This window comes from Pseudomonas peradeniyensis (assembly GCF_014268935.2).
GTDB lineage: Bacteria > Pseudomonadota > Gammaproteobacteria > Pseudomonadales > Pseudomonadaceae > Aquipseudomonas > Aquipseudomonas peradeniyensis.
Window position 1 is genome coordinate 79,724 of sequence record NZ_JABWRJ020000001.1, and the last position, 21,651, is coordinate 101,374.

Annotated in this window: 20 protein-coding genes; 10 read left to right on the forward strand and 10 right to left on the reverse strand. The window is 65.1% G+C overall.

Translation table 11 applies throughout. The features are described from left to right. Position 1: 1 nt before the first annotated feature. Complete coding sequence (gene tcyL / locus HU751_RS00295) at positions 2-670, reverse strand: cystine ABC transporter permease (protein WP_046857530.1); 669 nt, start codon at positions 668-670, stop codon at positions 2-4. Further along, complete coding sequence (gene tcyJ, locus HU751_RS00300; RefSeq protein ID WP_186716381.1) at positions 667-1,473, reverse strand: cystine ABC transporter substrate-binding protein; 807 nt, start codon at positions 1,471-1,473, stop codon at positions 667-669. The genes tcyL and tcyJ overlap by 4 nt, the downstream gene beginning before the upstream one ends. A gap of 305 nt (positions 1,474-1,778) precedes the next feature. Between tcyJ and epsC the strand changes: the two genes are divergently transcribed. Then, a complete protein-coding gene (gene epsC, locus HU751_RS00305) occupies positions 1,779-2,717 on the forward strand; it encodes a serine O-acetyltransferase EpsC (RefSeq protein ID WP_186734160.1) in 939 nt (312 codons plus the stop codon). A 253-nt stretch (positions 2,718-2,970) separates the two neighbouring features. Next, the gene (gene betT / locus HU751_RS00310; RefSeq protein WP_162232990.1) at positions 2,971-4,932 is read left to right on the forward strand and encodes a choline transporter BetT; all 1,962 of its coding nucleotides are present in this window, start codon (positions 2,971-2,973) and stop codon (positions 4,930-4,932) included. A 100-nt stretch (positions 4,933-5,032) separates the two neighbouring features. On the opposite strand, the gene tauD is transcribed toward betT, so the two are convergent. Genes tauD through tauA form a run of 4 tightly spaced genes read right to left on the reverse strand, consistent with a single transcriptional unit; the run spans position 5,033 to position 8,515 of the window. Then, a complete protein-coding gene (gene tauD / locus HU751_RS00315; protein ID WP_186716390.1) occupies positions 5,033-5,866 on the reverse strand; it encodes a taurine dioxygenase in 834 nt (277 codons plus the stop codon). 48 nt (positions 5,867-5,914) lie between these two features. After that, on the reverse strand, positions 5,915-6,754 hold the full coding sequence (tauC, locus tag HU751_RS00320; RefSeq protein ID WP_186735792.1) for a taurine ABC transporter permease TauC: 840 nt from the start codon (positions 6,752-6,754) through the stop codon (positions 5,915-5,917). Then, on the reverse strand, positions 6,751-7,530 hold the full coding sequence (gene tauB, locus HU751_RS00325; protein ID WP_186735794.1) for a taurine ABC transporter ATP-binding subunit: 780 nt from the start codon (positions 7,528-7,530) through the stop codon (positions 6,751-6,753). The genes tauC and tauB overlap by 4 nt, the downstream gene beginning before the upstream one ends. 13 nt (positions 7,531-7,543) lie before the next feature. Then, positions 7,544-8,515: a taurine ABC transporter substrate-binding protein gene (tauA, locus tag HU751_RS00330; protein WP_050707457.1), complete on the reverse strand. Its 972-nt coding sequence runs from the start codon at positions 8,513-8,515 to the stop codon at positions 7,544-7,546. Positions 8,516-9,054: 539 nt separating this feature from the next. Here tauA and HU751_RS00335 point away from each other — a divergent pair. The 8 genes from HU751_RS00335 to HU751_RS00370 all read left to right on the forward strand — a co-directional run bounded on the left by HU751_RS00335 (position 9,055) and on the right by HU751_RS00370 (position 16,217). Beyond that, positions 9,055-10,398 carry an OprD family outer membrane porin gene (locus HU751_RS00335; RefSeq protein ID WP_186735796.1) on the forward strand — a complete coding sequence of 448 codons (1,344 nt, stop codon included), beginning with the start codon at positions 9,055-9,057 and terminating at the stop codon, positions 10,396-10,398. Between the two features lie 164 nt (positions 10,399-10,562). Then, positions 10,563-11,201, forward strand: a complete 639-nt coding sequence (locus tag HU751_RS00340) for a peroxiredoxin (RefSeq protein ID WP_028689219.1) — start codon at positions 10,563-10,565, stop codon at positions 11,199-11,201. Between the two features lie 286 nt (positions 11,202-11,487). Further along, positions 11,488-12,081: an NADPH-dependent FMN reductase gene (ssuE, locus tag HU751_RS00345; RefSeq protein WP_186735798.1), complete on the forward strand. Its 594-nt coding sequence runs from the start codon at positions 11,488-11,490 to the stop codon at positions 12,079-12,081. A 95-nt stretch (positions 12,082-12,176) separates the two neighbouring features. Further along, positions 12,177-13,142, forward strand: coding sequence for a sulfonate ABC transporter substrate-binding protein (locus HU751_RS00350; RefSeq protein ID WP_186735800.1), 966 nt, complete (start codon positions 12,177-12,179; stop codon positions 13,140-13,142). A gap of 60 nt (positions 13,143-13,202) precedes the next feature. Further along, a complete protein-coding gene (gene ssuD / locus HU751_RS00355; protein ID WP_062575545.1) occupies positions 13,203-14,351 on the forward strand; it encodes an FMNH2-dependent alkanesulfonate monooxygenase in 1,149 nt (382 codons plus the stop codon). Positions 14,352-14,362: 11 nt separating this feature from the next. Further along, on the forward strand, positions 14,363-15,160 hold the full coding sequence (gene ssuC, locus HU751_RS00360; RefSeq protein ID WP_050707452.1) for an aliphatic sulfonate ABC transporter permease SsuC: 798 nt from the start codon (positions 14,363-14,365) through the stop codon (positions 15,158-15,160). After that, positions 15,160-15,972, forward strand: a complete 813-nt coding sequence (gene ssuB, locus HU751_RS00365) for an aliphatic sulfonates ABC transporter ATP-binding protein (RefSeq protein ID WP_028689214.1) — start codon at positions 15,160-15,162, stop codon at positions 15,970-15,972. Before ssuC ends, ssuB begins: the two co-directional genes overlap by 1 nt. Before the next feature lie 29 nt (positions 15,973-16,001). Further along, on the forward strand, positions 16,002-16,217 hold the full coding sequence (locus tag HU751_RS00370; RefSeq protein ID WP_008095172.1) for a TOBE domain-containing protein: 216 nt from the start codon (positions 16,002-16,004) through the stop codon (positions 16,215-16,217). A gap of 113 nt (positions 16,218-16,330) precedes the next feature. Here HU751_RS00370 and HU751_RS00375 read toward each other — a convergent pair whose 3' ends face one another. From HU751_RS00375 to HU751_RS00390, 4 genes are all read right to left on the reverse strand, one after another. Continuing rightward, a complete protein-coding gene (locus tag HU751_RS00375) occupies positions 16,331-16,957 on the reverse strand; it encodes a TetR/AcrR family transcriptional regulator (protein WP_186735802.1) in 627 nt (208 codons plus the stop codon). Beyond that, positions 16,957-18,534 carry a glutamate--cysteine ligase gene (gene gshA, locus HU751_RS00380; protein WP_186735804.1) on the reverse strand — a complete coding sequence of 526 codons (1,578 nt, stop codon included), beginning with the start codon at positions 18,532-18,534 and terminating at the stop codon, positions 16,957-16,959. Before gshA ends, HU751_RS00375 begins: the two co-directional genes overlap by 1 nt. Before the next feature lie 264 nt (positions 18,535-18,798). Continuing rightward, positions 18,799-19,182: a PaaI family thioesterase gene (locus tag HU751_RS00385; RefSeq protein WP_110735521.1), complete on the reverse strand. Its 384-nt coding sequence runs from the start codon at positions 19,180-19,182 to the stop codon at positions 18,799-18,801. Continuing rightward, the gene (locus tag HU751_RS00390) at positions 19,182-21,506 is read right to left on the reverse strand and encodes a Tex family protein (RefSeq protein WP_186735806.1); all 2,325 of its coding nucleotides are present in this window, start codon (positions 21,504-21,506) and stop codon (positions 19,182-19,184) included. Before HU751_RS00390 ends, HU751_RS00385 begins: the two co-directional genes overlap by 1 nt. Between the last annotated feature and the right edge of the window lie 145 nt (positions 21,507-21,651).

Here is a 21,651-nt window from a genome sequence, read left to right on the forward strand (position 1 = left end):
CTCAGTGCTCCTGGTCGTGCTGGTTGACCCGCGCTTCCATGCGGTTCTGGAAGTGCGCCAGGATGCTGCAGAGGATCCAGTAGACCACCGCGACAGCCAGGTACATGGTGAAGACCTCGAAGGTCCGGGCGGTGATCAGCTGCGCCTGGCGGAACAGCTCGGGCACCTGGATGGTCGCCGCCAGGGCGGTGTCCTTGACCAGTGAGATGAAGCTGTTGCCCAGCGGCGGCAGGGCGGTGCGCAGGGCCTGCGGCAGGATCGCCCTACGCATGGCCTGGGTGCGGGTCATGCCGATGCTGGCCGCCGCTTCCCACTGGCCACGGTCGATCGAGGAGATCGCCGCGCGGAGGATTTCGCAGATGTACGCCGCCATGTTCAGCGACAGGCCGATCAGCGACGCCGGGATCGGGTCGAGCTCGATGCCGATCTGCGGCAGGCCGAAGTAGATCACGAACAGCTGCACCAGCAGCGGCGTGCCGCGGAAGAACGACACGTAGATGCGGGCGAGCCAGTCCAGCGGCAGGATCTTCGACAGGCGCATCAGCGCCAGGGCGAAGCCCAGCACCAGGCCGAAGAACATGCCGCCGACACTGAGCAGCACGGTATAGCCCGCGCCCTTGAGCAGGAAGGGCGCGGAATCGACAACGAGTTGCAGGCTTTCAGCGATCATTTGGTGACATCGGCACCGAAGTATTTCTCGGACAGCTTGGCCAGCGTGCCATCGGCCTTGAGCTTGTCGATGGCCTTGTTCAGCGCGTCGAGCAGTTCAGGCTCACCCTTGCGCAGGGCCACGCCCGATTCCAGCTTGGAGAATTTCTCGCCGGCCAGCGCGGTCGGTTTCTTGTCCTTGGCGGTTTTCTGCACGTACTCGAGCGCGGCCAGGCGGTCGATCAGGATGGCGTCGATACGGCCGTTGCGCAGGTCGGCGAATTTGGTCGGGTCGTCTTCGTAGGTGCGGACATCGGCTGTCGGCACGTCCTGTTTCACCCATTGCTCGTAGTTGGTGCCCAGGCCGACGCCGACCTTCTTGCCACCGAGGTCGGCGGCGGTCTTGATGTTCTTCTCGTTGTCGCTGCCCTTGAGCACCAGGGCCTGGATGCCGGAAACGGTGTAGGGCTCGGAGAAGTCGTACTTCTTCTTGCGCTCTTCGGAGATGGTCACCTGGTTGATCACCACGTCCAGGCGCTTGGACTCCAGGGCGGCGAGGATGCCGTCCCACTTGGTCGGCTGGACCTTGGCCTTGACCCCCAGCTCCTTGGCCAGCAGTTCGGACAGCTCGACCTCGAAGCCGGTCAGCTTGCCGTTCTCGTCCTGGAAACTGAACGGTGGGTAGGTGCCTTCCAGGCCGACGTTGATCACGCCTTTCTCCTGGATGGTCTTCAACTGCTCGCCGGCGAAGGCCTGGCCGAGCAGGCCGGCGCCGAGCAGGAGCGCCAGGCTGGCGTTGAGAAGGGGTTTGGCGAATTTGGTCATGGCAGGCCCCGCGCTTGTTGTGGAAGTAGTGAGGTGGCGACTATAGAGGTGGGCTTAATAGGTCGGGAAATAATAAAAAATCAGGTTGTTATTCCCGTTTCTGCATTTTGCAGTCGCTTATGCCCGACTTAGCTCAGGATGGAATAAAGCGTTGTTTTTTCCAAGAGGCAGATTTGACGTATCGTTGATCCATTCGATTGATCGTGGGAGCGGGCTTGCCCCGCGATAGCGCCATCGCGGGGCAAGCCCGCTCCCACGCCAGAAAAATCCAGATATCAGAACAATGGCCTGGCAGGAGAAACACCGTGAGCGAACAACCATCAACCGGGCACTGGCAACTGCAGGGCATCGTCAGTGGCCTGCGCAGCGCCCGTGAGCAGTGGCGCAGCAGCAACGGCCGCAGCAGCGGCGAGCAGGGCGGGCGCGAGCTGCCGTCGCGCGAGGCGCTGCGGCAGATTCTCGAGCAGCTGTGCGGCGCGCTGTTCCCCATGCGCCTGGGCCCGGTGGATCTGCGTGAAGAGAGCGAAGACTTCTACGTCGGCCACACCCTCGACGCCGCGCTCACCGCGCTGCTGGCCCAGGCCCGCCTGGAACTGCGCTACGCGGCGCGCCATGGCAAGACCGAAGTAGTCGATGTCGATGGCCACGCCCTGCGTCTGATCCAGGACTTCGCCGCGGCCCTGCCGGCCCTGCGCGTGCTGCTGGACACTGACGTGCTCGCCGCCTACCACGGCGACCCGGCGGCGCGCAGCGTCGACGAGGTGCTGCTGTGCTACCCGGGCATTCTGGCGATCATCCACCACCGCCTGGCCCACCATCTGTACCGGGCCGGCTTGCCGCTGCTGGCGCGGATCAGCTCGGAGCTGGCGCACTCGGCTACCGGCATCGACATCCACCCCGGCGCGCAGATTGGCCCGAGCTTTTTCATCGACCATGGCACCGGCGTGGTGATCGGCGAGACCGCGATCATCGGCGAGCGGGTGCGTATCTACCAGGCCGTGACCCTGGGCGCCAAGCGCTTCCCCAGCGACGAGTCGGGCACCCTGCACAAGGGCCTGGCCCGCCACCCGATCGTCGAGGACGACGTGGTGATCTACGCGGGTGCGACCATTCTCGGGCGGATCACCATCGGCAAGGGCTCGACCATCGGCGGCAACGTGTGGCTGACCCGCAGCGTGCCGGCTGACAGCAACATTACCCAGGCTAACCTACAGCTGGATTGCGAGGGCAAGAAGGCCCTCTAGCTCAGGGGTTATGTCGCGTGGGGCGGAAAGCCCGCTCCCACGTCGACCTATTCTGGAGCGTCATCGGGTCGCATTGAAATCCGATCCATGTTTAACTTGAACGCTTGTTCAACGAAAAACGCTGGTCCATTGCCGGTGTTCAAAAGGAGGAATCGCCTTTGCTGAACCCGTTCAATCCGAACCTCACGTCCTTCGACGAGGTGCCCGTTCAATGAGTGCACCGACCCCCGACCTTGCCCACGGCAAGATCCGCATGAACCCCCCCGTGTTCTACTTCGCGGCAAGCTTCATCCTTCTTTTCGGCCTGGTCGTCATCGCCCAGCCCCAGGCTGCCGGCGACTGGCTGCTGGCGGCGCAGAACTGGGCGGCCAACACCGTCGGCTGGTACTACATGCTGGCCATGACCCTGTACCTGGTCTTCGTGGTGGTCACTGCCTTGTCCGGCTACGGCAAGATCAAGCTCGGCGCCGACCATGACGAGCCCGAGTTCAGCTACCTGTCCTGGGCCGGCATGCTGTTCGCCGCCGGCATCAGCATCACCCTGTTCTTCTTCTGCGTCTCCGAGCCGCTGACCCACATGCTCCAGCCGCCGCAGGGCGAGGCCGGCACGGCCGAGGCCGGGCGCCAGGCGATGCAGATCCTGTTCCTGCACTGGGGCCTGCACGGCTGGGGCGTGTTCGCCTTCGTCGGCATGGCGCTGGCCTACTTCGCCTACCGGCACAACCTGCCGCTGGCCCTGCGCTCGGCGCTGTACCCGCTGATCGGCAAACGCATCAACGGCCCGATCGGCTACGCGGTGGACGGCTTCGGCATCATCGCCACGGTGTTCGGCCTGGGCGCCGACATGGGCTTCGGCGTGCTGCACCTGAACGCCGGCCTCGACTACCTGTTCGGCATCAGCCACAGCCAGTGGGTGCAGGTGATCCTCATCACCCTGATGATGGGCGCGGCGGTGGCCGTGGCGGTCGCCGGGGTGGAGAAGGGCGTGCGGGTGATGAGCGACATCAACCTGTTCCTGGCCTGCGCGCTGCTGCTGTTCGTGCTGTTCGCCGGGCCCACCCAGCACCTGTTCAACACTTTGATCCAGAACCTCGGCGACTACCTGGGCGCGTTGCCGCGCAAGAGCTTCGATGTGTACGCCTACGGCGAGCAACGCGACTGGCTGGGTGGATGGACGGTGTTCTACTGGGCCTGGTGGATTGCCTGGGCGCCGTTCGTGGGGCTGTTCATCGCGCGCATTTCGCGCGGGCGCACCATCCGCGAGTTCGTCTTCGGCGTGTTGCTGATCCCGCTGGGCTTCACCCTGGCGTGGATGTCGATCTTCGGCAACAGCGCCCTGGACCAGGTGATCAACCACGGCATGACCGCGCTGGGGCAGTCGGCCATCGACAACCCGTCGATGAGCCTGTACCTGCTGCTGGAAACCTACCCGTGGAGCAAGACGGTGATCGCCGTGACGGTGTTCATCAGCTTCGTGTTCTTCGTCACCTCGGCCGATTCCGGCACGGTGGTGCTGTCGACGCTGTCAGCCAAGGGCGGTGGCGCCGACGAGGACGGCCCGAACTGGCTGCGTATCTTCTGGGGCGCGATGACCGCGCTGATCACCAGCGCGCTGCTGTTCGCCGGCAGCATCGATTCGCTGAAGTCGGCGGTGGTGCTGACCTCGCTGCCGTTCTCGCTGATCCTGCTGTGCATGATGTGGGGGCTGCACAAGGCCTTCTACCTGGAAAGCCAGCGGCAGATCGCGCAGATGCACTCACTGGCGCCGTTCGCCCAGTCCCGCCGTGGGCGTGGCGGTTGGCGCCAGCGGCTGAGCCAGGCCGTGCACTTCCCGTCGCGGGACGAGGTGTATCGCTTCATGGACGATGTGGTGCGTCCGGCGATCGCCGAGGTGCGCGAGGTGTTCGAGCAGAAGGGGCTGGTGCTGATTACCCAGGACGATCCGAGCCATGACAACGTCAGCCTCAAGATCGGCCATGGCGAGGAGCAGCCGTTCATCTACCAGGTGCAGATGCGTGGCTACTTCACGCCGTCGTTCGCGCTAGGTGGATTGGGTACGCAGGAGTTGAAGAACCGCCGTTACTACCGGGCCGAGGTGCACTTGAGCGAAGGTAGCCAGAACTATGATCTGGTCGGCTACAGCAAGGAGCAGATCATCAACGACATCCTCGACCAGTATGAGCGGCACATGCAGTACCTGCATCTGGTGAGGTAAGCCTGTTCCGGCCTCTTCGCGGGGCAAGCCCGCTCCTACAGGGATCGCGTAACCCTTGTAGGAGCGGGCTTGTCCCGCGAAGAGGCCCGCACAGGAAACCTCAGAACGGCGCATCCCCCAGAATGGTCGCCCGATGCATCACCCGCCGGTTCGGCCGGTAGTCATCCACAGCGAAATGCTGCGTCACGCGGTTGTCCCAGAACGCCACGTCATTTTCCTGCCAACGCCAGCGAATGCTGAACTCCGGCCGCGTCGCATGGGCGAACAGCAGCTTGAGCAGTGCCTCGCTCTCCTGCTCGTTCAGCTCGTTGATCCGCGTGGTGAAACCTTCATTGACGAACAGCGCCTTGCGCCCGCTGACCGGGTGGGTGCGCACCACCGGGTGCGACAGCGGCGGGTTGTTGCGCCGGGTGGCTTCCCAGCGCGCCAGGTCCTCGGCGGTGGTGCCGAAGCGCTCCAGTGGAAATGACTTGGTGAAATCGTGGGTGGCGGTCAGACCATCGAGCATTGTGCGCAGCGGCGCCGACAGTGCTTCGAACGCGGCGATCCCGCTGGCCCACAGGGTGTCGCCGCCAAAGGCCGGCAACTGCTTGGCGCTGAGCACCGCGCCCAGTGCGGGGGTCGGCAGGAAGGTCACGTCGGTGTGCCAGACGGCGTTGTCGCGCACGTCGGTGACCGCGGTGTCGAGGATCAGTACCTGCGGCGTCTGCGGCACATTGGGGTAGATCGGGTGGATGTGCAGGTCGCCGAAGCGGGCGGCGAAACGGGCCTGCTGCTCGGGGGTGATCGGCTGGTCGCGGAAGAACAGCACCTGGTGTTCGAGCAGCGCCTGCTCGATGGCGTCACGCTGTTCGAGGGTGATATCGCGGCTGATGTCCACGCCGCTGATCTGCGCGCCAAGGGCTGGGCTCAAGGGGGTAACGGTCAGGCTCATGTCTTTTCTCGTTCCAGGTGCCGGGTTGCCGGCGTGGTCATTCGTGGGTCAATGGCTCTGGCCATGCCAGGGCACCAGCTTGCGCTGCAGGGCGCGCAGGCCCATCTCCAGGGCGAAGGCGATCAGGGCGATCAGCAGGATCCCCAGCACCACCACGTCGGTAACCAGGAACTGCGCCGCCGACTGCACCATGAAGCCCAGGCCGCTGGTGGCGGCGATCAGCTCGGCGGCGACCAGGGTCGACCAGCCCACGCCGAGGCCGATGCGGATGCCGGTGAGGATGTCGGGCAAGGCGCTGGGCAGGATCACATGGCGGATCAGTTGCGCCCGGGTGGCCCCCAGCGACTGCGCGGCGCGCAGCTTGGCCGGGTCGACGGTGCGCACGCCGGTGGCGGTGGCGATGGCGATCGGGGCGAAGATCGCCAGGTAGATCAGCAACACCTTCGACAGCTCGCCGATACCGCACCAGATAACGATCAGCGGCAGGTAGGCCAGCGGCGGGATCGGCCGGTAGAACTCGATCAGCGGGTCGAGGATGCCGCGGGCCACACGGTTGTAGCCGATGGCCAGGCCGACGGGGATGGCGGTCAGGGTCGCCGCCACCAGCGCCAGGCCGATACGGCCCAGGCTCGCGCCCAGGTGCTGCCACAGGCTGGCGTCCATGTAGCCCTGGGTGAGCAGCGTCCAGCCCTTGGCCAGGATGTCGGCGGGCGAGGGCAGGAACAGGGGTTCGATCCAGCCGGCGGCGGTTACCAGCCACCACACCAGCAGCAGGGCGGCCAGGGTGAGGGCGCTGATCCAGCGGGTCGACAAGGGCTTGCGGGTCTTCACGACAGGAGGTGTGCGTTGTGCCTGCTTGGCGGCGGCCGGCAATTCGATGCTACTCATGCGGACTCCTGGCGTTGCGAGAATACCCGCGCCAGCACGTGCTCGCGGGTTTCGATGAAGCGGGGATCGGACTTGATCGCCCGGGCCGACTCACCAGCGGCATAGCGCTGGCCGAAGTCCAGCTGCAGACGCTCGACCACGCGCCCCGGATTGGGCGCCAGGAGCACCAGCTCGGTGGCGAGGAACACCGCCTCTTCGATGTCGTGGGTGATCAGGAACACCGGCTTGGCGGTGCGCTGCCAGACCTGCAGCAGCAGCTCCTGCATCTGTTCGCGGGTAAAGGCATCGAGGGCGCCGAACGGCTCGTCCATCAACAGCACCCGAGGGTCGGCGGCCAGCGCCCGGGCCAGGCCCACGCGCTGCTTCTGCCCGCCGGACAGTTGCCAGATACGCCGCTCGCCGAAGCCGGCCAGGTCGACCAGCGCCAGCATCTCACGGGCCTTGGCTTCACGCTGGGCACGGGGCACGCCGGCCAGCTCGAGGCCGAAGGCGACGTTGCCGAGCACGTCCTGCCAGGGCAGCAGGGCATCGTCCTGGAATACCACGCCACGCTCGGCACTCGGGCCTTGCACCGGCGCGCCATCGAGGCTGATGCGCCCGCCGCTGGGGGCGACGAAGCCGGCGATCAGGTTGAGCAGCGAGGTCTTGCCGCTGCCGGATGGCCCGAGGGCCACCAGCAGCTGGCGCGGGCCCAGGCTCAGGTTGATGTCGGCCAGCACCGGGGTGGTGGCGCCGGGGTACTGTGCGCTGATGCGCTCCAGTTCGAGCAAGGCCATGACGGGCTCCGGATCAGTTGGGCAGGTATTGGGCGCTGACGTAGGGCGAGTAGTCAGGCAGCACGGCGTCGACCTTGCCCTGTTGCTTGAGGAAGGTGGCGGTGTCGGTCAGTGCCTGGGTGGTCGGCGCGCCCAGTGCGCTGGCCTGGTCGGCGGCCAGCGGGTAGACGTTGCCCTGCAACAGCACCGGGATATCGGCCGGCTTGGCGCCGGACAGCTTGACCAGCTTGGCGACGTTGTCCTTGTCGGCCAGCCAGGCTTTCGGGTCCTTGCGGTAGTCGGCATAGGCGTCGAGGGTGACCTTGGCGAACGACTTGACGATCTCCGGGTGCTTGGCGGCGAAGTCCTTGCGCACGATCCAGGCATCGAAGGTCGGCGCGCCTTTCTCGGCCAGCTCGCCCGAGGTGATCAGCACCTTGCCGTTCTCCTTGGCCACGCCCAGGGCCGGGTCCCAGACGTAGGTGGCGTCGATGTCGCCGCGTTTCCAGGCGGCGATGATCGCCGGTGGCGCGAGGTTGAGGATCTGCACCTTCGATGGGTCGATGTTCCAGCTCTTGAGTGCGGCCAGCAGGCTGTAATGGCCGGTGGAAACGAACGGCACGGCGACTTTCTTGCCCACCAGGTCCTGCGGGGTCTTGATGCTGTCGCGGGCGACAAGGGCTTCGCCTGCGCCGATCTGGGTGGCGATCAGGAAGGTCTCGACCGGCAGCTTGCGGGTGGCGGCGGCGGCCAGTGGGCTGGAGCCGAGGTAGCCGATCTGCACATCGCCCGAGGCGACGGCGGTGATCACATCGGCGCCATTGTCGAATTTGCGCCAGTCGATGCTGGCCTTGCTGTCCTTTTCATAGGTGCCATCGACCTGGGCCACCTTGGCCGGGTCGACGGTGGTCTGGTAGGCGACGGTCAGGTCGGCGGCCTGGGCCAGCCAGCTGGCACTGGCGAGGGTCAAGGCGGCGAACAGGCGCAGCGGAGCATGCGGGATCATGGTTGAACCTCTCGTCAGGCATTCTGGGATGGATGGCGAGAAGACTAGATGATCTAAGAAATAGTAAATAAATAACTTTTTGGACTTAGCTTAAAAGCCAAACGCTCTGACCCCCATGTTGGTGTGGGGCCGTTTTCATCGCAGGACAAGCTCGCTTCCACAAGCGGGGGCGAAGCTGGCGGAATCGCTCAAGACAGCTAGTCTTGTCCGGTTCCTGCGGGGGGACCGCTGGTCGACAGCTCGGCAAACGTTTGCACATAACCTAAAGGTATGATTGACGGCGTCGATACAACGTTTCGTATGAATGGTTCCGATGTTATTCCGTAAAAATCTTACAGATTCATAAAACGGTCATTTTGGATTTATAGGATTGTCATTATCCTGTAGCGCAGATCGGCGGATTAGACCAAAGTCGCAGATCGATCGTTAGCGATTGACTTGGCGGTCACGCATTGGTGCTAAATCGCCAATCCGGGCGAGTGGGGCAGCAGATCCCGCCGCTTGAGACGCACAAAAATTAGAACGTAGAGGAGCAAAACATGTACAAGTCCAGCCTGGCCCTGGCCGTGGCACTGGGGGTTCTCGCCCAACAAGCAGGCGCTGCCGGTTTCATCGAGGACAGCAAGCTGTCCCTGAGCTCGCGCACCATGTACTTCAACAACGATAACCGTGAAGCCCACGGCAACCCTCGCCCGGATCAGCGTGAGTCCGGCCAGGGCTTCAAGCTCGACTACATCTCGGGCTTCACCGAAGGCACCGTCGGTTTCGGTGTTGACGCCCAGGCCCTGTGGGGCATCCGTCTGGACGGCGGCAAGGGTTATCACAAAGGTGGTTTCTTCCCGGATGACGGCAAAGGTGCTGCGGACCAGTGGGCCCGTTTCGGCGCCAATGCCAAGGCTCGCTTCTCCAAGACAGAAGCGCACTTCGGTAGCGCTCTCGCGCCGAACCTGCCGATTCTGGTCTCCAACGATGGTCGTCTGCTGCCACAGACCTTCGAGGGCGGCACCATCCAGTCGAAGGAAATCGACAACCTGACCATCAACGCCGGTCAGCTGACTCACGCCATGGGCCGTGCTTCGAGCAACCGTACCGGTCTGTCCGTTGCTGGCGCCACTGCCGAAAGCAACAAGTTCCGCTACGGCGGTCTGGACTACAAGCTCACTCCGGACCTGACCCTGCAGTACTACTACTCGAACCTGGAAGATTTCTACAAGCAGCACTTCCTGGGAGCGACCCACGTCTTCAAGATCGCTGACGACCAATCGTTCAAGACCGACCTGCGCTACTTCGACAGCAGCAGCGATGGCAAGAACGGCCACGACAGCACCTATAACTTCAGCAACAACGGCGGCTACGCCAAGAACACCGGCAAGGTCGACAACAAGACCTGGTCCGCCATGTTCACCTATACCCTGGGTGGCCATGCGCTGATGCTCGGCCGTCAGCAGATCGGTGACGACGGTGGCTTCGTCTGGATGGGTCAGGGCAACCTGGTCAACGACAGCGGTACTTCGGAAGGTGCTGGTGGTTCCAGCTTCTACCTGTTCACCGACAGCATGATCAACCAGTTCGCCCGTGCTGGCGAGAACACCAACTTCGGTCAGTACTCCTATGACTTCGCCGGTCTGGGTGTGCCGGGCCTGAAAGCGTCTGTTTCCTACCTGCGCGGTGATGATATTCGCTACAAGAGCGGCCACGGCACCTACAACGAGTGGGAACGTGACGCCCGCGTCGACTACACCATCCAGCAAGGTACCTTCAAAGGCCTGGGCTTCAGCCTGCGCCAGGGCGTGTACCGTGGCAGCGGTGGTTCGACCAGCGAGTTCACCAAAGACCAGGACCAGACTCGCTTCATCGTCAACTACACTTACGCCTTCATGTAAGTCGTAGCGGCATCAAGAAAGCCTCGCCTAGTGCGAGGCTTTTTTGTGTCTGCGAATCCGTATTCTTAATGGTTATAAATAAATCGATATTTATTCTTTTTATTTTTATTCGGAAGCAGGCACATTGAACCCACAAGGCCAGACACAGCACAGGAGCCGCTTCCATGAGCCTCAAACTTGGCGATATCGCCCCCGATTTCGAACAGGATTCCAGCGCCGGCAAGATCCGCTTCCACGAATGGCTGGGCGACAGCTGGGGCGTGCTGTTCTCCCACCCGGCCGACTTCACCCCGGTGTGCACCACCGAGCTGGGCCTGACCGCCAAGCTCAAGGAGGACTTCGCCAAGCGTGGCGTGAAAGCCATCGCCTTGTCGGTGGACCCGGTCGACTCGCACCACAAGTGGATCGATGACATCAACGAGACTCAGAACACCGTGGTCAACTTCCCAATCATCGCCGACGCCGACCGCAAGGTCTCCGACCTGTACGACCTAATCCACCCCAACGCCAGCGACACCCTGACCGTGCGCTCGCTGTTCGTCATCGACCCGAACAAGAAGGTGCGCCTGACCATCACCTATCCGGCCAGTACCGGGCGCAACTTCAACGAGATCCTGCGGGTGATCGACTCGCTGCAGCTGACCGACAACTACAAGGTCGCCACGCCAGGCAACTGGCAGGACGGCGACGAGGTAGTGATCGTGCCTTCGCTCAAGGACGAGGACGAAATCAAACGGCGCTTCCCGAAAGGGTACCGGGCGGTGAAACCCTATCTGCGACTGACCCCGCAACCGAATCGATGAGGTATTCCTCGTTGCATTGCTCTTAGCCAAGCAGGGATCTTCGGGCCGTTTCGACGGCCCTTTTTTATTGTTCCGAAGGGTGGAGGTGGTTGAGCGTGGGAGCGGGCTTGCCCCGCGATGGCCATCGCGGGGCAAGCCCGCTCCCACGTTGTTTGAAATGTATTTTTGATCTAAACAAATGCAAAAATATGATTTCTAGATATATGTGACGAACTGTTAATGTCACTTCCATCCAGCGGGGACAACCCCTCGCGGCCCTGCAATCGAATCGAAGGAAGCGCTTTCAATGCTGGTTGTTTCTGTCGGTGGTAGCCCCAGTCTTCGTTCACGCTCCGGCGTGCTGCTAGAACGCTCGCGCGACTGGCTGCAGGAGCGCGGCGTAGAGGTGGCGACCTTCCAGGTGCGGGAATTCCCCGCCGAGGACCTGCTCCACGCGCGCTTCGACAGCCCGCAGGTGCGTCACTTCAATGAACTGGTGGCCCAGGCCGATGGCCTGGTGGTTGCCACTCCGGTGTACAAGGCGTCGTTCGCCGGTGCCCTGAAGACCTTGCTCGACCTGCTGCCCGAGCGTGCCCTGGAACACAAGGTGGTCCTGCCGATCGCCACCGGCGGCAGCATCGCCCACATGCTGGCCGTGGACTACGCCCTCAAGCCCGTGCTGTCGGCCCTCAAGGCGCAGGAGACCCTGCAGGGGATCTTCGCCGACGACAGCCAGGTCGCCTACGGCGAAGGCACCCGACCCGCGCAACTGGCCGCTGCCCTGGAGCAGCGCCTGCAGGATTCGCTGGAAACGTTCCACAGCGCCCTGGCGCGCCGGCCTCGGCCGGTGGTGCCGGGCGAGCTCAACGAACGCCTGATCAGTGCCCGTTGGAGCATCTGATCGCCCGCTACACCGCTTGACCGTTGTTCCCACCTTACTCGCCCGTCAACGAGGCAAGCAGGTGCTACCCGAACCCACTCGCACAGGAGAGCGCCATGCGCACAATCTTCTTGCGTCGCGGTCTGGTCGCCCTGTTTGCGGCGGCTGTGTCCTTCGGCGCCATCACTCAAGCCCAGGCCGAGAGCCTGCGCATCGGTTATCAGAAATACGGCACCCTGGTGCTGCTCAAGGCCAAGGGCTCGCTGGAAAAGCGCCTGAAGGAACAGGGCATCGACGTGCAATGGACCGAGTTCCCCGGCGGCCCGCAACTGCTCGAAGGCCTCAACGTCGGCTCCATCGACTTCGGCGTGACCGGTGAAACCCCGCCGGTGTTCGCCCAGGCCGCGGGTGCCGACCTGCTGTACGTCGCCTATGAGCCGCCAGCCCCGCACAGCGAGGCGATCCTGGTGCCGAAGGGATCGACGATCCAGTCGGTGACGGAACTCAAGGGCAAGAAAGTCGCCCTCAACAAGGGTTCCAACGTGCACTACCTGCTGGTGCGCGCCCTGGAAGACGCTGGCCTCAAGTACACCGATATCCAGCCTGTCTACCTGCCACCGGCCGATGCCCGCGCCGCCTTCGAGCGCGGCAGCGTCGACGCCTGGGTGATCTGGGACCCGTACCAGGCCGCCGCCGAGCAACAGCTGCAGGCACGCACCCTGCGTGACGGCAAGGACCTGGTCGACAACCACCAGTTCTACCTGGCCACCCGCAGCTATGCCACCCAGCACCCGGCGGTGATCAACACCCTGGTCGAGGAAGTGCGCGCCGTGGGCGAATGGTCCCGGGCCAACCCGCAGCAGGTCACCGACCAGGTCGCGCCGCTGCTCGGCCTGCCCGCCGACATCACCCTGACCTCGGTGAAACGCCAGGGCTACGGCGCCGCGCCGCTGACCCCGGAAGTGATCGCCGCGCAGCAGAAGATCGCCGACACCTTCCAGGCCCTGAAGCTGATTCCCAAGCCCTTGAGCATCAAGGACGTGATCTGGACACCCCCGGCCAAGGTCGCCAGCGCGCCTTGAACGATTCGCCTGCGCCGGGGCGCCGCCCCGGCATGAGCCACCCTTGAGGAGACAACTCCAATGAGCCTTAACATCTTCTGGTTCCTCCCCACCCACGGTGACGGCAAGTACCTGGGCACCAGCGAAGGCGCCCGCGCCGTCGACCACGGCTACCTGAGCCAGATCGCCCAGGCCGCCGACCGCCTGGGCTTCGGCGGCGTGCTGATCCCCACCGGACGTTCCTGCGAGGACTCCTGGCTGGTGGCGGCCTCGCTGATCCCGCTGACCGAGCGCCTGAAGTTCCTGGTGGCCCTGCGCCCGGGGATCATTTCGCCGACCGTGGCCGCGCGTCAGGCCGCCACCCTCGATCGCCTGTCCAACGGCCGTGCGCTGTTCAACCTGGTGACCGGCGGTGATCCGGACGAGCTGGCCGGCGATGGCCTGCACCTGAACCACCAGGAACGCTACGAGGCGTCGGTGGAATTCACCCGCATCTGGCGCAAGGTGCTCGAAGGCGAAACGGTCGACTACGACGGCAAGCACATCCAGGTGAAAGGCGCCAAGCTGCTCTACCCGCCGATCCAGCAGCCGCGTCCGCCGCTGTACTTCGGTGGCTCCTCCGAGGCCGCCCAGGACCTGGCCGCCGAGCAGGTCGAGCTGTACCTGACCTGGGGCGAGCCGCCGGCGGCCGTTGCTGAGAAGATCGCCCAGGTGCGCGAGAAGGCTGCGGCCCAAGGCCGTGAAGTGCGCTTCGGCATCCGCCTGCACGTGATCGTGCGGGAAACCAATGAAGAAGCCTGGGCCGCCGCCGACAAGCTGATCTCGCACCTGGACGACGACACCATCGCCCGCGCCCAGGCATCGCTGGCGCGCTTCGACTCAGTCGGCCAGCAGCGCATGGCCGCCCTGCATGGCGGCAAACGCGACAAGCTGGAAGTGGCGCCGAACCTGTGGGCCGGTGTCGGCCTGGTGCGTGGCGGCGCCGGCACCGCGCTGGTGGGTGATGGCCCGACCGTCGCGGCGCGGGTCAAGGAATATGCCGATCTTGGCATCGACACGTTCATTTTCTCTGGTTATCCACACCTGGAGGAGTCGTACCGCGTCGCCGAGCTGCTGTTCCCGCACCTGGACGTGCAGCGCCCGGAGCAGCCGAAGACCGGTGGCTACGTGAGCCCGTTCGGTGAAATGGTCGCCAACGACATCCTGCCCAAGTCCGTGTCGCAGAGCTGAGGACCGGGGCCATGAGTCGTGCATCCCCCACCACCTGGTCCAAGCGCCTGGCGCCCTGGGCCCTGCCGATCCTGCTGCTGGCGGTATGGCAGCTGGCGGTCAGCGCGGGCTGGCTGTCGACCCGCATCCTGCCGGCGCCGAGCGCGGTGGTCAGTGCCGGTGTCGAGCTGGTGCGCAGCGGCCAGCTCTGGACCCACCTGGCCATCAGCGGCTGGCGTGCCGGCCTGGGCTTCGTGATCGGCGGTAGCCTCGGCCTGTTGCTGGGCTTCATCACCGGCCTGTCGAACTGGGGCGAGCGCCTGCTCGACAGCTCGGTGCAGATGATCCGCAACGTGCCGCACCTGGCGCTGATCCCGCTGGTGATCCTGTGGTTCGGCATCGACGAGTCGGCAAAGATATTCCTGGTGGCGCTGGGGACGCTGTTCCCCATCTACCTGAACACCTACCACGGGATCCGCAACGTCGATCCGGCACTGGTGGAGATGGCGCGCAGCTACGGGCTATCGGGCTTCGCATTGTTTCGCCAGGTGATCCTGCCGGGGGCGCTGCCCTCGATCCTGGTCGGCGTGCGCTTCGCCCTGGGCTTCATGTGGCTGACGCTGATCGTCGCCGAGACCATCTCGGCCAACGCCGGCATCGGCTACCTGGCGATGAACGCCCGCGAGTTCCTGCAGACCGATGTGGTGGTGCTGGCCATCGTCCTGTACGCGGTGCTCGGCAAGCTGGCCGACCTGGCCGCCCGGGGCCTGGAGCGGGTGTGGCTGCGCTGGCACCCGGCGTACCAGGTGGCGAAGAAGGAGGGCGCATGATGACCGTGCTCAAGGAACAGCCGCCACGCCTGCTGCGTGGCATCCCCCTGGCGGCCCGGGACCTGCGTCGCACCTTTGGCCAGCGTGAAGTGCTGCGTGGCATCGACCTGCACATTCCGGCCGGCCAGTTTGTCGCCATCGTCGGTCGCAGTGGCTGCGGCAAGAGCACCTTGCTGCGCCTGCTGGCCGGGCTCGACCAACCCAGCGCCGGCCAACTGCTGGCGGGGGCCGCACCGCTGGCCGAGGCCCGCGAGGATACCCGCCTGATGTTCCAGGACGCGCGTCTGCTGCCCTGGAAGAAGGTGATCGACAACGTGGGCCTGGGCTTGTCCGGCAACTGGCGGCCCCGCGCCCTGGAGGCATTGGAGGCGGTCGGCCTGGTCGATCGCGCCAACGACTGGCCGGCGGCGTTGTCCGGCGGCCAGAAGCAGCGGGTGGCCCTGGCCCGGGCGCTGATTCACCAGCCGCGCCTGCTGCTGCTGGATGAGCCACTGGGCGCGCTGGATGCCCTGACCCGTATCGAAATGCAGCAATTGATCGAGCGCCTGTGGCGCCAGCACGGTTTCACCGTGCTGCTGGTCACCCACGACGTCAGCGAAGCCGTCGCCGTGGCCGACCGGGTGATCCTGATCGAAGACGGCGCCGTCGGCCTGGACCTGGTCGTTGATCTGCCCCGGCCACGGGTGCGGGGTTCGCACCGCCTGGCGGCGCTGGAAAGCGAAGTGCTCAACCGTGTTCTGTCCGTCCCGGGCACGCCGCCCGATCCGGAACCTGTAGCCCCATTGCCCACGCAGTTGCGTTGGGCTCACTGAATCCTCGAAGCCGCAAAAGGAATGACGCCATGACCATCAAAGCCATCAACGTTCGCAACCAGTTCAAAGGCACCGTGAAGGAAATCCTCGAAGGCCCGGTACTGTCGGAAATCGACGTGCAGACCGCCTCCGGTATCGTCACTTCGGTGATCACCACCCGCTCCGTGAAGGAACTGGAGCTGCAGGTGGGCAGTGAAGTGATCGCCTTCGTGAAATCGACCGAGGTGTCCATCGCCAAGCTCTGATTTCCGGTGTCTTGCGAAGCGTGGGAGCGGGCTTGCCCCGCGATGGCGTCAGTCGACACATCTACGTGGCCTGACTTGACGCTATCGCGGGGCAAGCCCGCTCCCACGCGGGATCAGCGCTTGGCCAGAAACGGCGGCAGATACAGCCCCAGATACGCCTCGAACACCCGCATCCCCTCTTCCGCCATGCGTGGCGTGATCGCTTCATGCAACTGCATCGAGCGGGCATACACCCGGTCGCTCAGCTCCATCGCCAACGCGAACACATCCATGTCCCGAGGCATCGCCGGCAGCTGGAAATGCCGGTCGAACAGCCGGTGCATCAGCTCGCCCAGCTCCAGGTCGTGCTGACGGTCGGCCTGCACCACCTCACTCAACCCATGCTGGGCCAGGATCAACTGCCGCGCCGCGGCATCTTCGTTGTAGATGTCGAGCATGCGCTGCTCGATCAGCCGCGACAGTTGCGGCCAGGTACTGAATGCGCTGCTGTCGATAGGCGCGTTCAGGGCCTCGCGAAATGCCCGGTGCACATCGGCGGTCAACGCCTCGAGCAAGGCCGGCACGCTGGCGAAGAAGTGATACACCGACGACGGCGGAATCTGCGCCCGTTCGGCCACGCTATAGATCGACAGCGCCGCCACCCCTTGCCCGGCCAGCAGCTCGCGGGCCGCGGCCAGGATCGCTTCGATCCTGGCCTGGCTGCTGGCGCGTGGCTTGCGCGGGGAGGTGGGGCGGGTCATCAGTTGCTGATCGCCAGGATGCTGGCCTGGTAGGCGCCGACGAACAGGTCGAAGTCGCCCACCTCCTGCTGCTCCAGGCGCGACTGCTCGGCCAGGGACTCGCGGGCGAGGGTCTCGAAGGCCTGCTGGCGCTCGGTGGGCAGCGGCTGCTCGCGGAAGCTCTCGGCGTGCAGGCGGCTCTGGCGCAGGGAGAACTGGACGAAGCTCTCGTCGTGCTCGGTCATGCGCGCCAGCACCTGGGCCGATGGCGTCAGCTCGGGGTCGTCGACCTTGGCCTGCTGCGCTTCCAGGGCCTTGGCGTGTTCGTTGCCGCCCTGGGCGCGGTCGAGCAGCCCGGCCAGCTGGCCGATGCGTTCGATCAGTTCGCTTGCCCATGCCTTCAGCGCGACCGGCTGGCCGTCACGGCGCAGCTCCAGGCCCGGGCGCCGGCCCTCCTTGACCACGGTGAGGAAGTTGTCGGTGCACTGGCCGCACTCGCCGTTGTCCAGCTGCGGGCTTTCTTCCAGGGCGCAGAACAGCAGGAAGGCGTCGAGGAAGCGCGCTTCGGTCAGGTCGATACCCACCGGCAGGAACGGGTTGATGTCCAGGCAGCGCACTTCCACGTACTGCACGCCACGGGAGGTCAGGGCCTGGATCGGCCGCTCGCCGGTGTAGGTGACGCGCTTGGGGCGGATGTTCGAGTAGTACTCGTTCTCGATCTGCAGGATGTTGGTGTTCAACTGCACCCACTCGCCATCCTTGTGCGTGCCGACCTCGACATAGGGCGGGTAGGGCGTGCCGACGGCCTTGCGCAGGCTGTCGGTGTAGCTGGCCAGGTTGTTGTAGCAGGGCGTCAGGCCCGCCTGGGCGTTGCTCTGGTAGCCCAGGTCGCTCATGCGCAGGCTGGTGGCGTAGGGCAGGTAGAGGGTCTGGGCATCCAGCTCTTCGAGCTGGTGCGGGCGGCCGCGCAGGAAGCCTTTGTCCAGGGCCGGGGAGGCGCCGAACAGGTACATCAGCAGCCAGCTGTAGCGGCGGAAGTTGCGGATCAGCGCGATATAGGCCGAGGACTGGTAGTCGCGGTCGTCCTGCTCGCCGCCTTCGGCGTCGCGCAGCAATGGCCACAGCGCCTCGGGCAGGGAGAAGTTGTAGTGGATGCCGGCGATGCACTGCATGGTGCGGCCGTAGCGCAGGGCCAGGCCCTTGCGATAGACGTGCTTGAGCTTGCCGATGTTCGAGCTGCCGTATTCGGCGATCGGGATGTCTTCCTCGGCCGGCAGCGCGCAGGGCATCGATGGGCTCCACAGGTATTCGTCGCCCAGCTTGGTGTAGACGAAACGGTGGATCTGGTCGAGGCTTTCGAGCACCTTGGCCGGGTCGGCCAGGGCCGGGGTGATGAACTCCAGCAGCGACTCGGAATAGTCGGTGGTGATCTGCTCGTTGGTCAGCGCCGAACCCAGGGCCTCGGGGTGCGGGGTCTGGGCCAGGCGACCGTCATCGGTCACGCGCAGGCATTCGCGCTCAATGCCGTGCAGGCACTGCTTGAGCAGGTCGATATTGTCGCCGAGCAGGCTCAGGCGGCGGTTGAGGAGGTCGCTCAAGATGGATTCCTTCACGCGTCAGTCGCCCCAATATGGGGGTAGGGATGACGGTCTACAAGGGTAGTTGGGAAAGGAACTGGCGTTGTCGCCTGGTTTACGCGGTTCCGGCTCGGTTCAGCGTTGGTTTTGGGCCGCTTCGCGCCCCATCGCCGGCAAGCCGGCTCCCACAGAGCATGCATCCCCCTGTGGGAGCCGGCTTGCCGGCGATGGGGCGCGAAGCGGCCCTGAGTGCTGTCGAAAATACCGCAGATGTGGCTCCGTCAGCTAGAGAACCGCGAAGGTTCCCTGGGCCTTGGCCACCAGCTTGTCGTCCTGAAGCACGTCGGCGTCGACCACCAGCGTGCGCCGCCCGGCGTGCAGCACCCGGGCGGTGCACAGCACCTCGCCCTCGCTGACGGCGCGCATGTAGTTGATCTTGCACTCGATGGTCACGCTCTGCTGGTCGAAGCCATGGCTGGCCGAGCAGGCCAGGCCCATGGCGATGTCCACCAGGCTGAAGATCGCTCCGCCGTGCAGCTTCTGGCCGCGGTTGCGCAGGTGCGGTTCGAGCGCCAGGGCCACCTCTGCAACACCCGTGTCCAGGCGTTGCAGGCGGCAGCCCAGGAGCTGGCTGAAGGCGCTCTCGACGTACGCTTTCGGTACGTCCATCACTTCTTCTTCAGCTGCTTGGCGTTGGCGAACAGCGACGCCATGGCGTTGTTGGCCGGCGCGGCGGTGCTGGTCTCGCGCTGGCGCGGCGCCTGCTGCTGGCGGTTGCCGCCGTTGCCACGGTTGCCACCGCGGTTGCCCTCGACCTTCTCGCCCGGGGTGTCGCTCATGCGCATGGACAGGCCGACGCGCTTGCGCGGGATGTCCACTTCCATGACCTTGACCTTGACCACGTCGCCGGCCTTGACCGCTTCACGCGGGTCCTTGACGAACTTCTCCGACAACGCCGAGATGTGCACCAGGCCGTCCTGGTGCACGCCGATGTCGACGAAGGCACCGAAGTTGGTGACGTTGGTCACCACGCCTTCGAGGATCATGCCCGGCTCCAGGTCCTTGAGGTCCTCGACGCCGTCCTGGAAGGTGGCGGTCTTGAACTCCGGACGCGGGTCGCGGCCAGGCTTGTCCAGCTCCTGGAGGATGTCGGTGACGGTCGGCAGGCCGAAGCTTTCGTCGGTGAACTTCTTCGGATCCAGGCGCTTGAGGAAACCGCTGTCGCCGATCAGCGAGCGAATGTCGCGGTCGGTGTCGGCGGCGATGCGCTGCACCAGCGGGTAGGCTTCCGGGTGCACCGCCGAGGCGTCCAGCGGGTTGTCGCCGTTCATCACGCGCAGGAAGCCGGCGGCCTGTTCGAAGGTCTTCTCGCCCAGGCGGCTGACTTTCTTCAGCGCGGCGCGGGTGGCGAACGGGCCGTTGGCGTCGCGGTGGGCGACGATGTTCTGCGCCAGGGTGGCGTTGAGGCCGGAGATGCGCGTCAGCAGCGCCACGGAAGCGGTGTTGACGTCCACGCCCACGGCGTTCACGCAGTCCTCGACCACGGCGTCCAGGCCGCGGGCCAGCTTCACCTGCGACACGTCGTGCTGGTACTGGCCGACGCCGATGGACTTCGGATCGATCTTGACCAGTTCGGCCAGTGGGTCCTGCAGGCGGCGGGCGATGGACACCGCGCCACGGATCGACACGTCCAGGTCCGGGAATTCGCGAGCGGCCAACTCGGAAGCCGAGTACACCGAGGCACCGGCCTCGGAGACCATGATCTTGGTGATCTTCAGGGCCGGGTATTTCTTGACCAGCTCGGCCACCAGCTTGTCGCTTTCGCGGCTGGCGGTGCCGTTACCGATGGCGATCAGCTCGACCGAGTGCTTGGCGCACAGCGCGGCCATGATGGAAATGGTGCGGTCCCAGTCGTTCTTCGGCGCGTGCGGGTAGACCGTGGTGTGGTCCAGCAGCTTGCCGGTGGCGTCGACCACGGCGATCTTGCAGCCGGTGCGCAGGCCCGGGTCGAAGCCGAGCGTTGCGCGCGGACCTGCCGGGGCGGCCAGCAGCAGGTCGTGCAGGTTGTGGGCGAAGACGTTGATCGCCTCGCCTTCGGCATTGTCGCGCAGCTCGCCGAACAGGTCGGTTTCCAGGTGGGTGTACAGCTTGACCTTCCAGGTCCAGCGCACCACTTCGCCCAGCCATTTGTCGGCCGGGCGGCTGCGGTTCTCGATGCCGACATGGTTGCCGATCATCAGTTCGCACGGGTGCAGGGTGCCCGGCAGCTCCTCGCCGACTTTCAGCGAGGCGCTCAGCACGCCTTCGTTGCGCCCGCGGAAGATCGCCAGGGCTCGGTGCGACGGCGCGCTGCGCAGCAGTTCGTCGTGGGCGAAGTAGTCGCGGAACTTGGCGCCTTCCTCTTCCTTGCCGGCGACCACGCGGGCGGTCAGCACCGCTTCCTGCTTGAGGAAACCGCGCAGCTTGTCGAGCAGGGCGGCGTCTTCGGCGAAGCGCTCCATGAGGATGTACTTGGCGCCTTCCAGGGCGGCCTTGACGTCGGCCACGCCTTTTTCGGCGTCGACGAAACGTGCCGCTTCGCTTTCCGGGTTCAGCTGCGGGTCGTTGAACAGGCCGTCGGCCAGCTCGCCCAGGCCCGCTTCCAGGGCGATCTGGCCCTTGGTGCGGCGCTTCTGCTTGTACGGCAGGTACAGGTCTTCGAGGCGGGTCTTGGTGTCGGCCAGCTTGATCTCGCGGGCCAGCTCCGGGGTCAGCTTGCCCTGCTCCTCGATGCTGGCCAGGATGCTGGCGCGGCGCTCGTCGAGCTCGCGCAGGTAGCGCAGGCGCTCTTCCAGGTGGCGCAGTTGGGTGTCATCCAGGCTGCCGGTCACTTCCTTGCGGTAACGGGCGATGAAGGGCACGGTCGATCCTTCGTCCAACAGGCCCACGGCCGCTTCGACCTGCTGTGGGCGCACGCCCAGTTCCTCGGCGATACGGCTGTTGATGCTGTCCATGAAAACCACCTGACAAATAGTGAATGCAAGGCCGCGGGTGGGCATTCATGCCCGGCGGCGCTGGGTGAAAGCCGCGCATTATACCCATCGTGCCGGGCTTGCGGTGATGGCGCGGCGCCAGCCGACGACGGGGCGACAGTGGCAT

Bases quoted from the DNA above. Each gene is read 5' to 3' on its own strand.
- tcyL (WP_046857530.1), bottom strand. From the start codon at position 670: ATGATCGCTGAAAGCCTGCAACTCGTTGTCGATTCCGCGCCCTTCCTG.
- tcyJ (WP_186716381.1), bottom strand. From the start codon at position 1,473: ATGACCAAATTCGCCAAACCCCTTCTCAACGCCAGCCTGGCGCTCCTG.
- betT (WP_162232990.1), top strand. From the start codon at position 2,971: ATGAACCCCCCCGTGTTCTACTTCGCGGCAAGCTTCATCCTTCTTTTC.
- tauD (WP_186716390.1), bottom strand. From the start codon at position 5,866: ATGAGCCTGACCGTTACCCCCTTGAGCCCAGCCCTTGGCGCGCAGATC.
- tauC (WP_186735792.1), bottom strand. From the start codon at position 6,754: ATGAGTAGCATCGAATTGCCGGCCGCCGCCAAGCAGGCACAACGCACA.
- tauB (WP_186735794.1), bottom strand. From the start codon at position 7,530: ATGGCCTTGCTCGAACTGGAGCGCATCAGCGCACAGTACCCCGGCGCC.
- tauA (WP_050707457.1), bottom strand. From the start codon at position 8,515: ATGATCCCGCATGCTCCGCTGCGCCTGTTCGCCGCCTTGACCCTCGCC.
- HU751_RS00335 (WP_186735796.1), top strand. From the start codon at position 9,055: ATGTACAAGTCCAGCCTGGCCCTGGCCGTGGCACTGGGGGTTCTCGCC.
- HU751_RS00340 (WP_028689219.1), top strand. From the start codon at position 10,563: ATGAGCCTCAAACTTGGCGATATCGCCCCCGATTTCGAACAGGATTCC.
- ssuE (WP_186735798.1), top strand. From the start codon at position 11,488: ATGCTGGTTGTTTCTGTCGGTGGTAGCCCCAGTCTTCGTTCACGCTCC.
- HU751_RS00350 (WP_186735800.1), top strand. From the start codon at position 12,177: ATGCGCACAATCTTCTTGCGTCGCGGTCTGGTCGCCCTGTTTGCGGCG.
- ssuD (WP_062575545.1), top strand. From the start codon at position 13,203: ATGAGCCTTAACATCTTCTGGTTCCTCCCCACCCACGGTGACGGCAAG.
- ssuC (WP_050707452.1), top strand. From the start codon at position 14,363: ATGAGTCGTGCATCCCCCACCACCTGGTCCAAGCGCCTGGCGCCCTGG.
- ssuB (WP_028689214.1), top strand. From the start codon at position 15,160: ATGACCGTGCTCAAGGAACAGCCGCCACGCCTGCTGCGTGGCATCCCC.
- HU751_RS00370 (WP_008095172.1), top strand. From the start codon at position 16,002: ATGACCATCAAAGCCATCAACGTTCGCAACCAGTTCAAAGGCACCGTG.
- HU751_RS00375 (WP_186735802.1), bottom strand. From the start codon at position 16,957: ATGACCCGCCCCACCTCCCCGCGCAAGCCACGCGCCAGCAGCCAGGCC.
- HU751_RS00385 (WP_110735521.1), bottom strand. From the start codon at position 19,182: ATGGACGTACCGAAAGCGTACGTCGAGAGCGCCTTCAGCCAGCTCCTG.
- HU751_RS00390 (WP_186735806.1), bottom strand. From the start codon at position 21,506: ATGGACAGCATCAACAGCCGTATCGCCGAGGAACTGGGCGTGCGCCCA.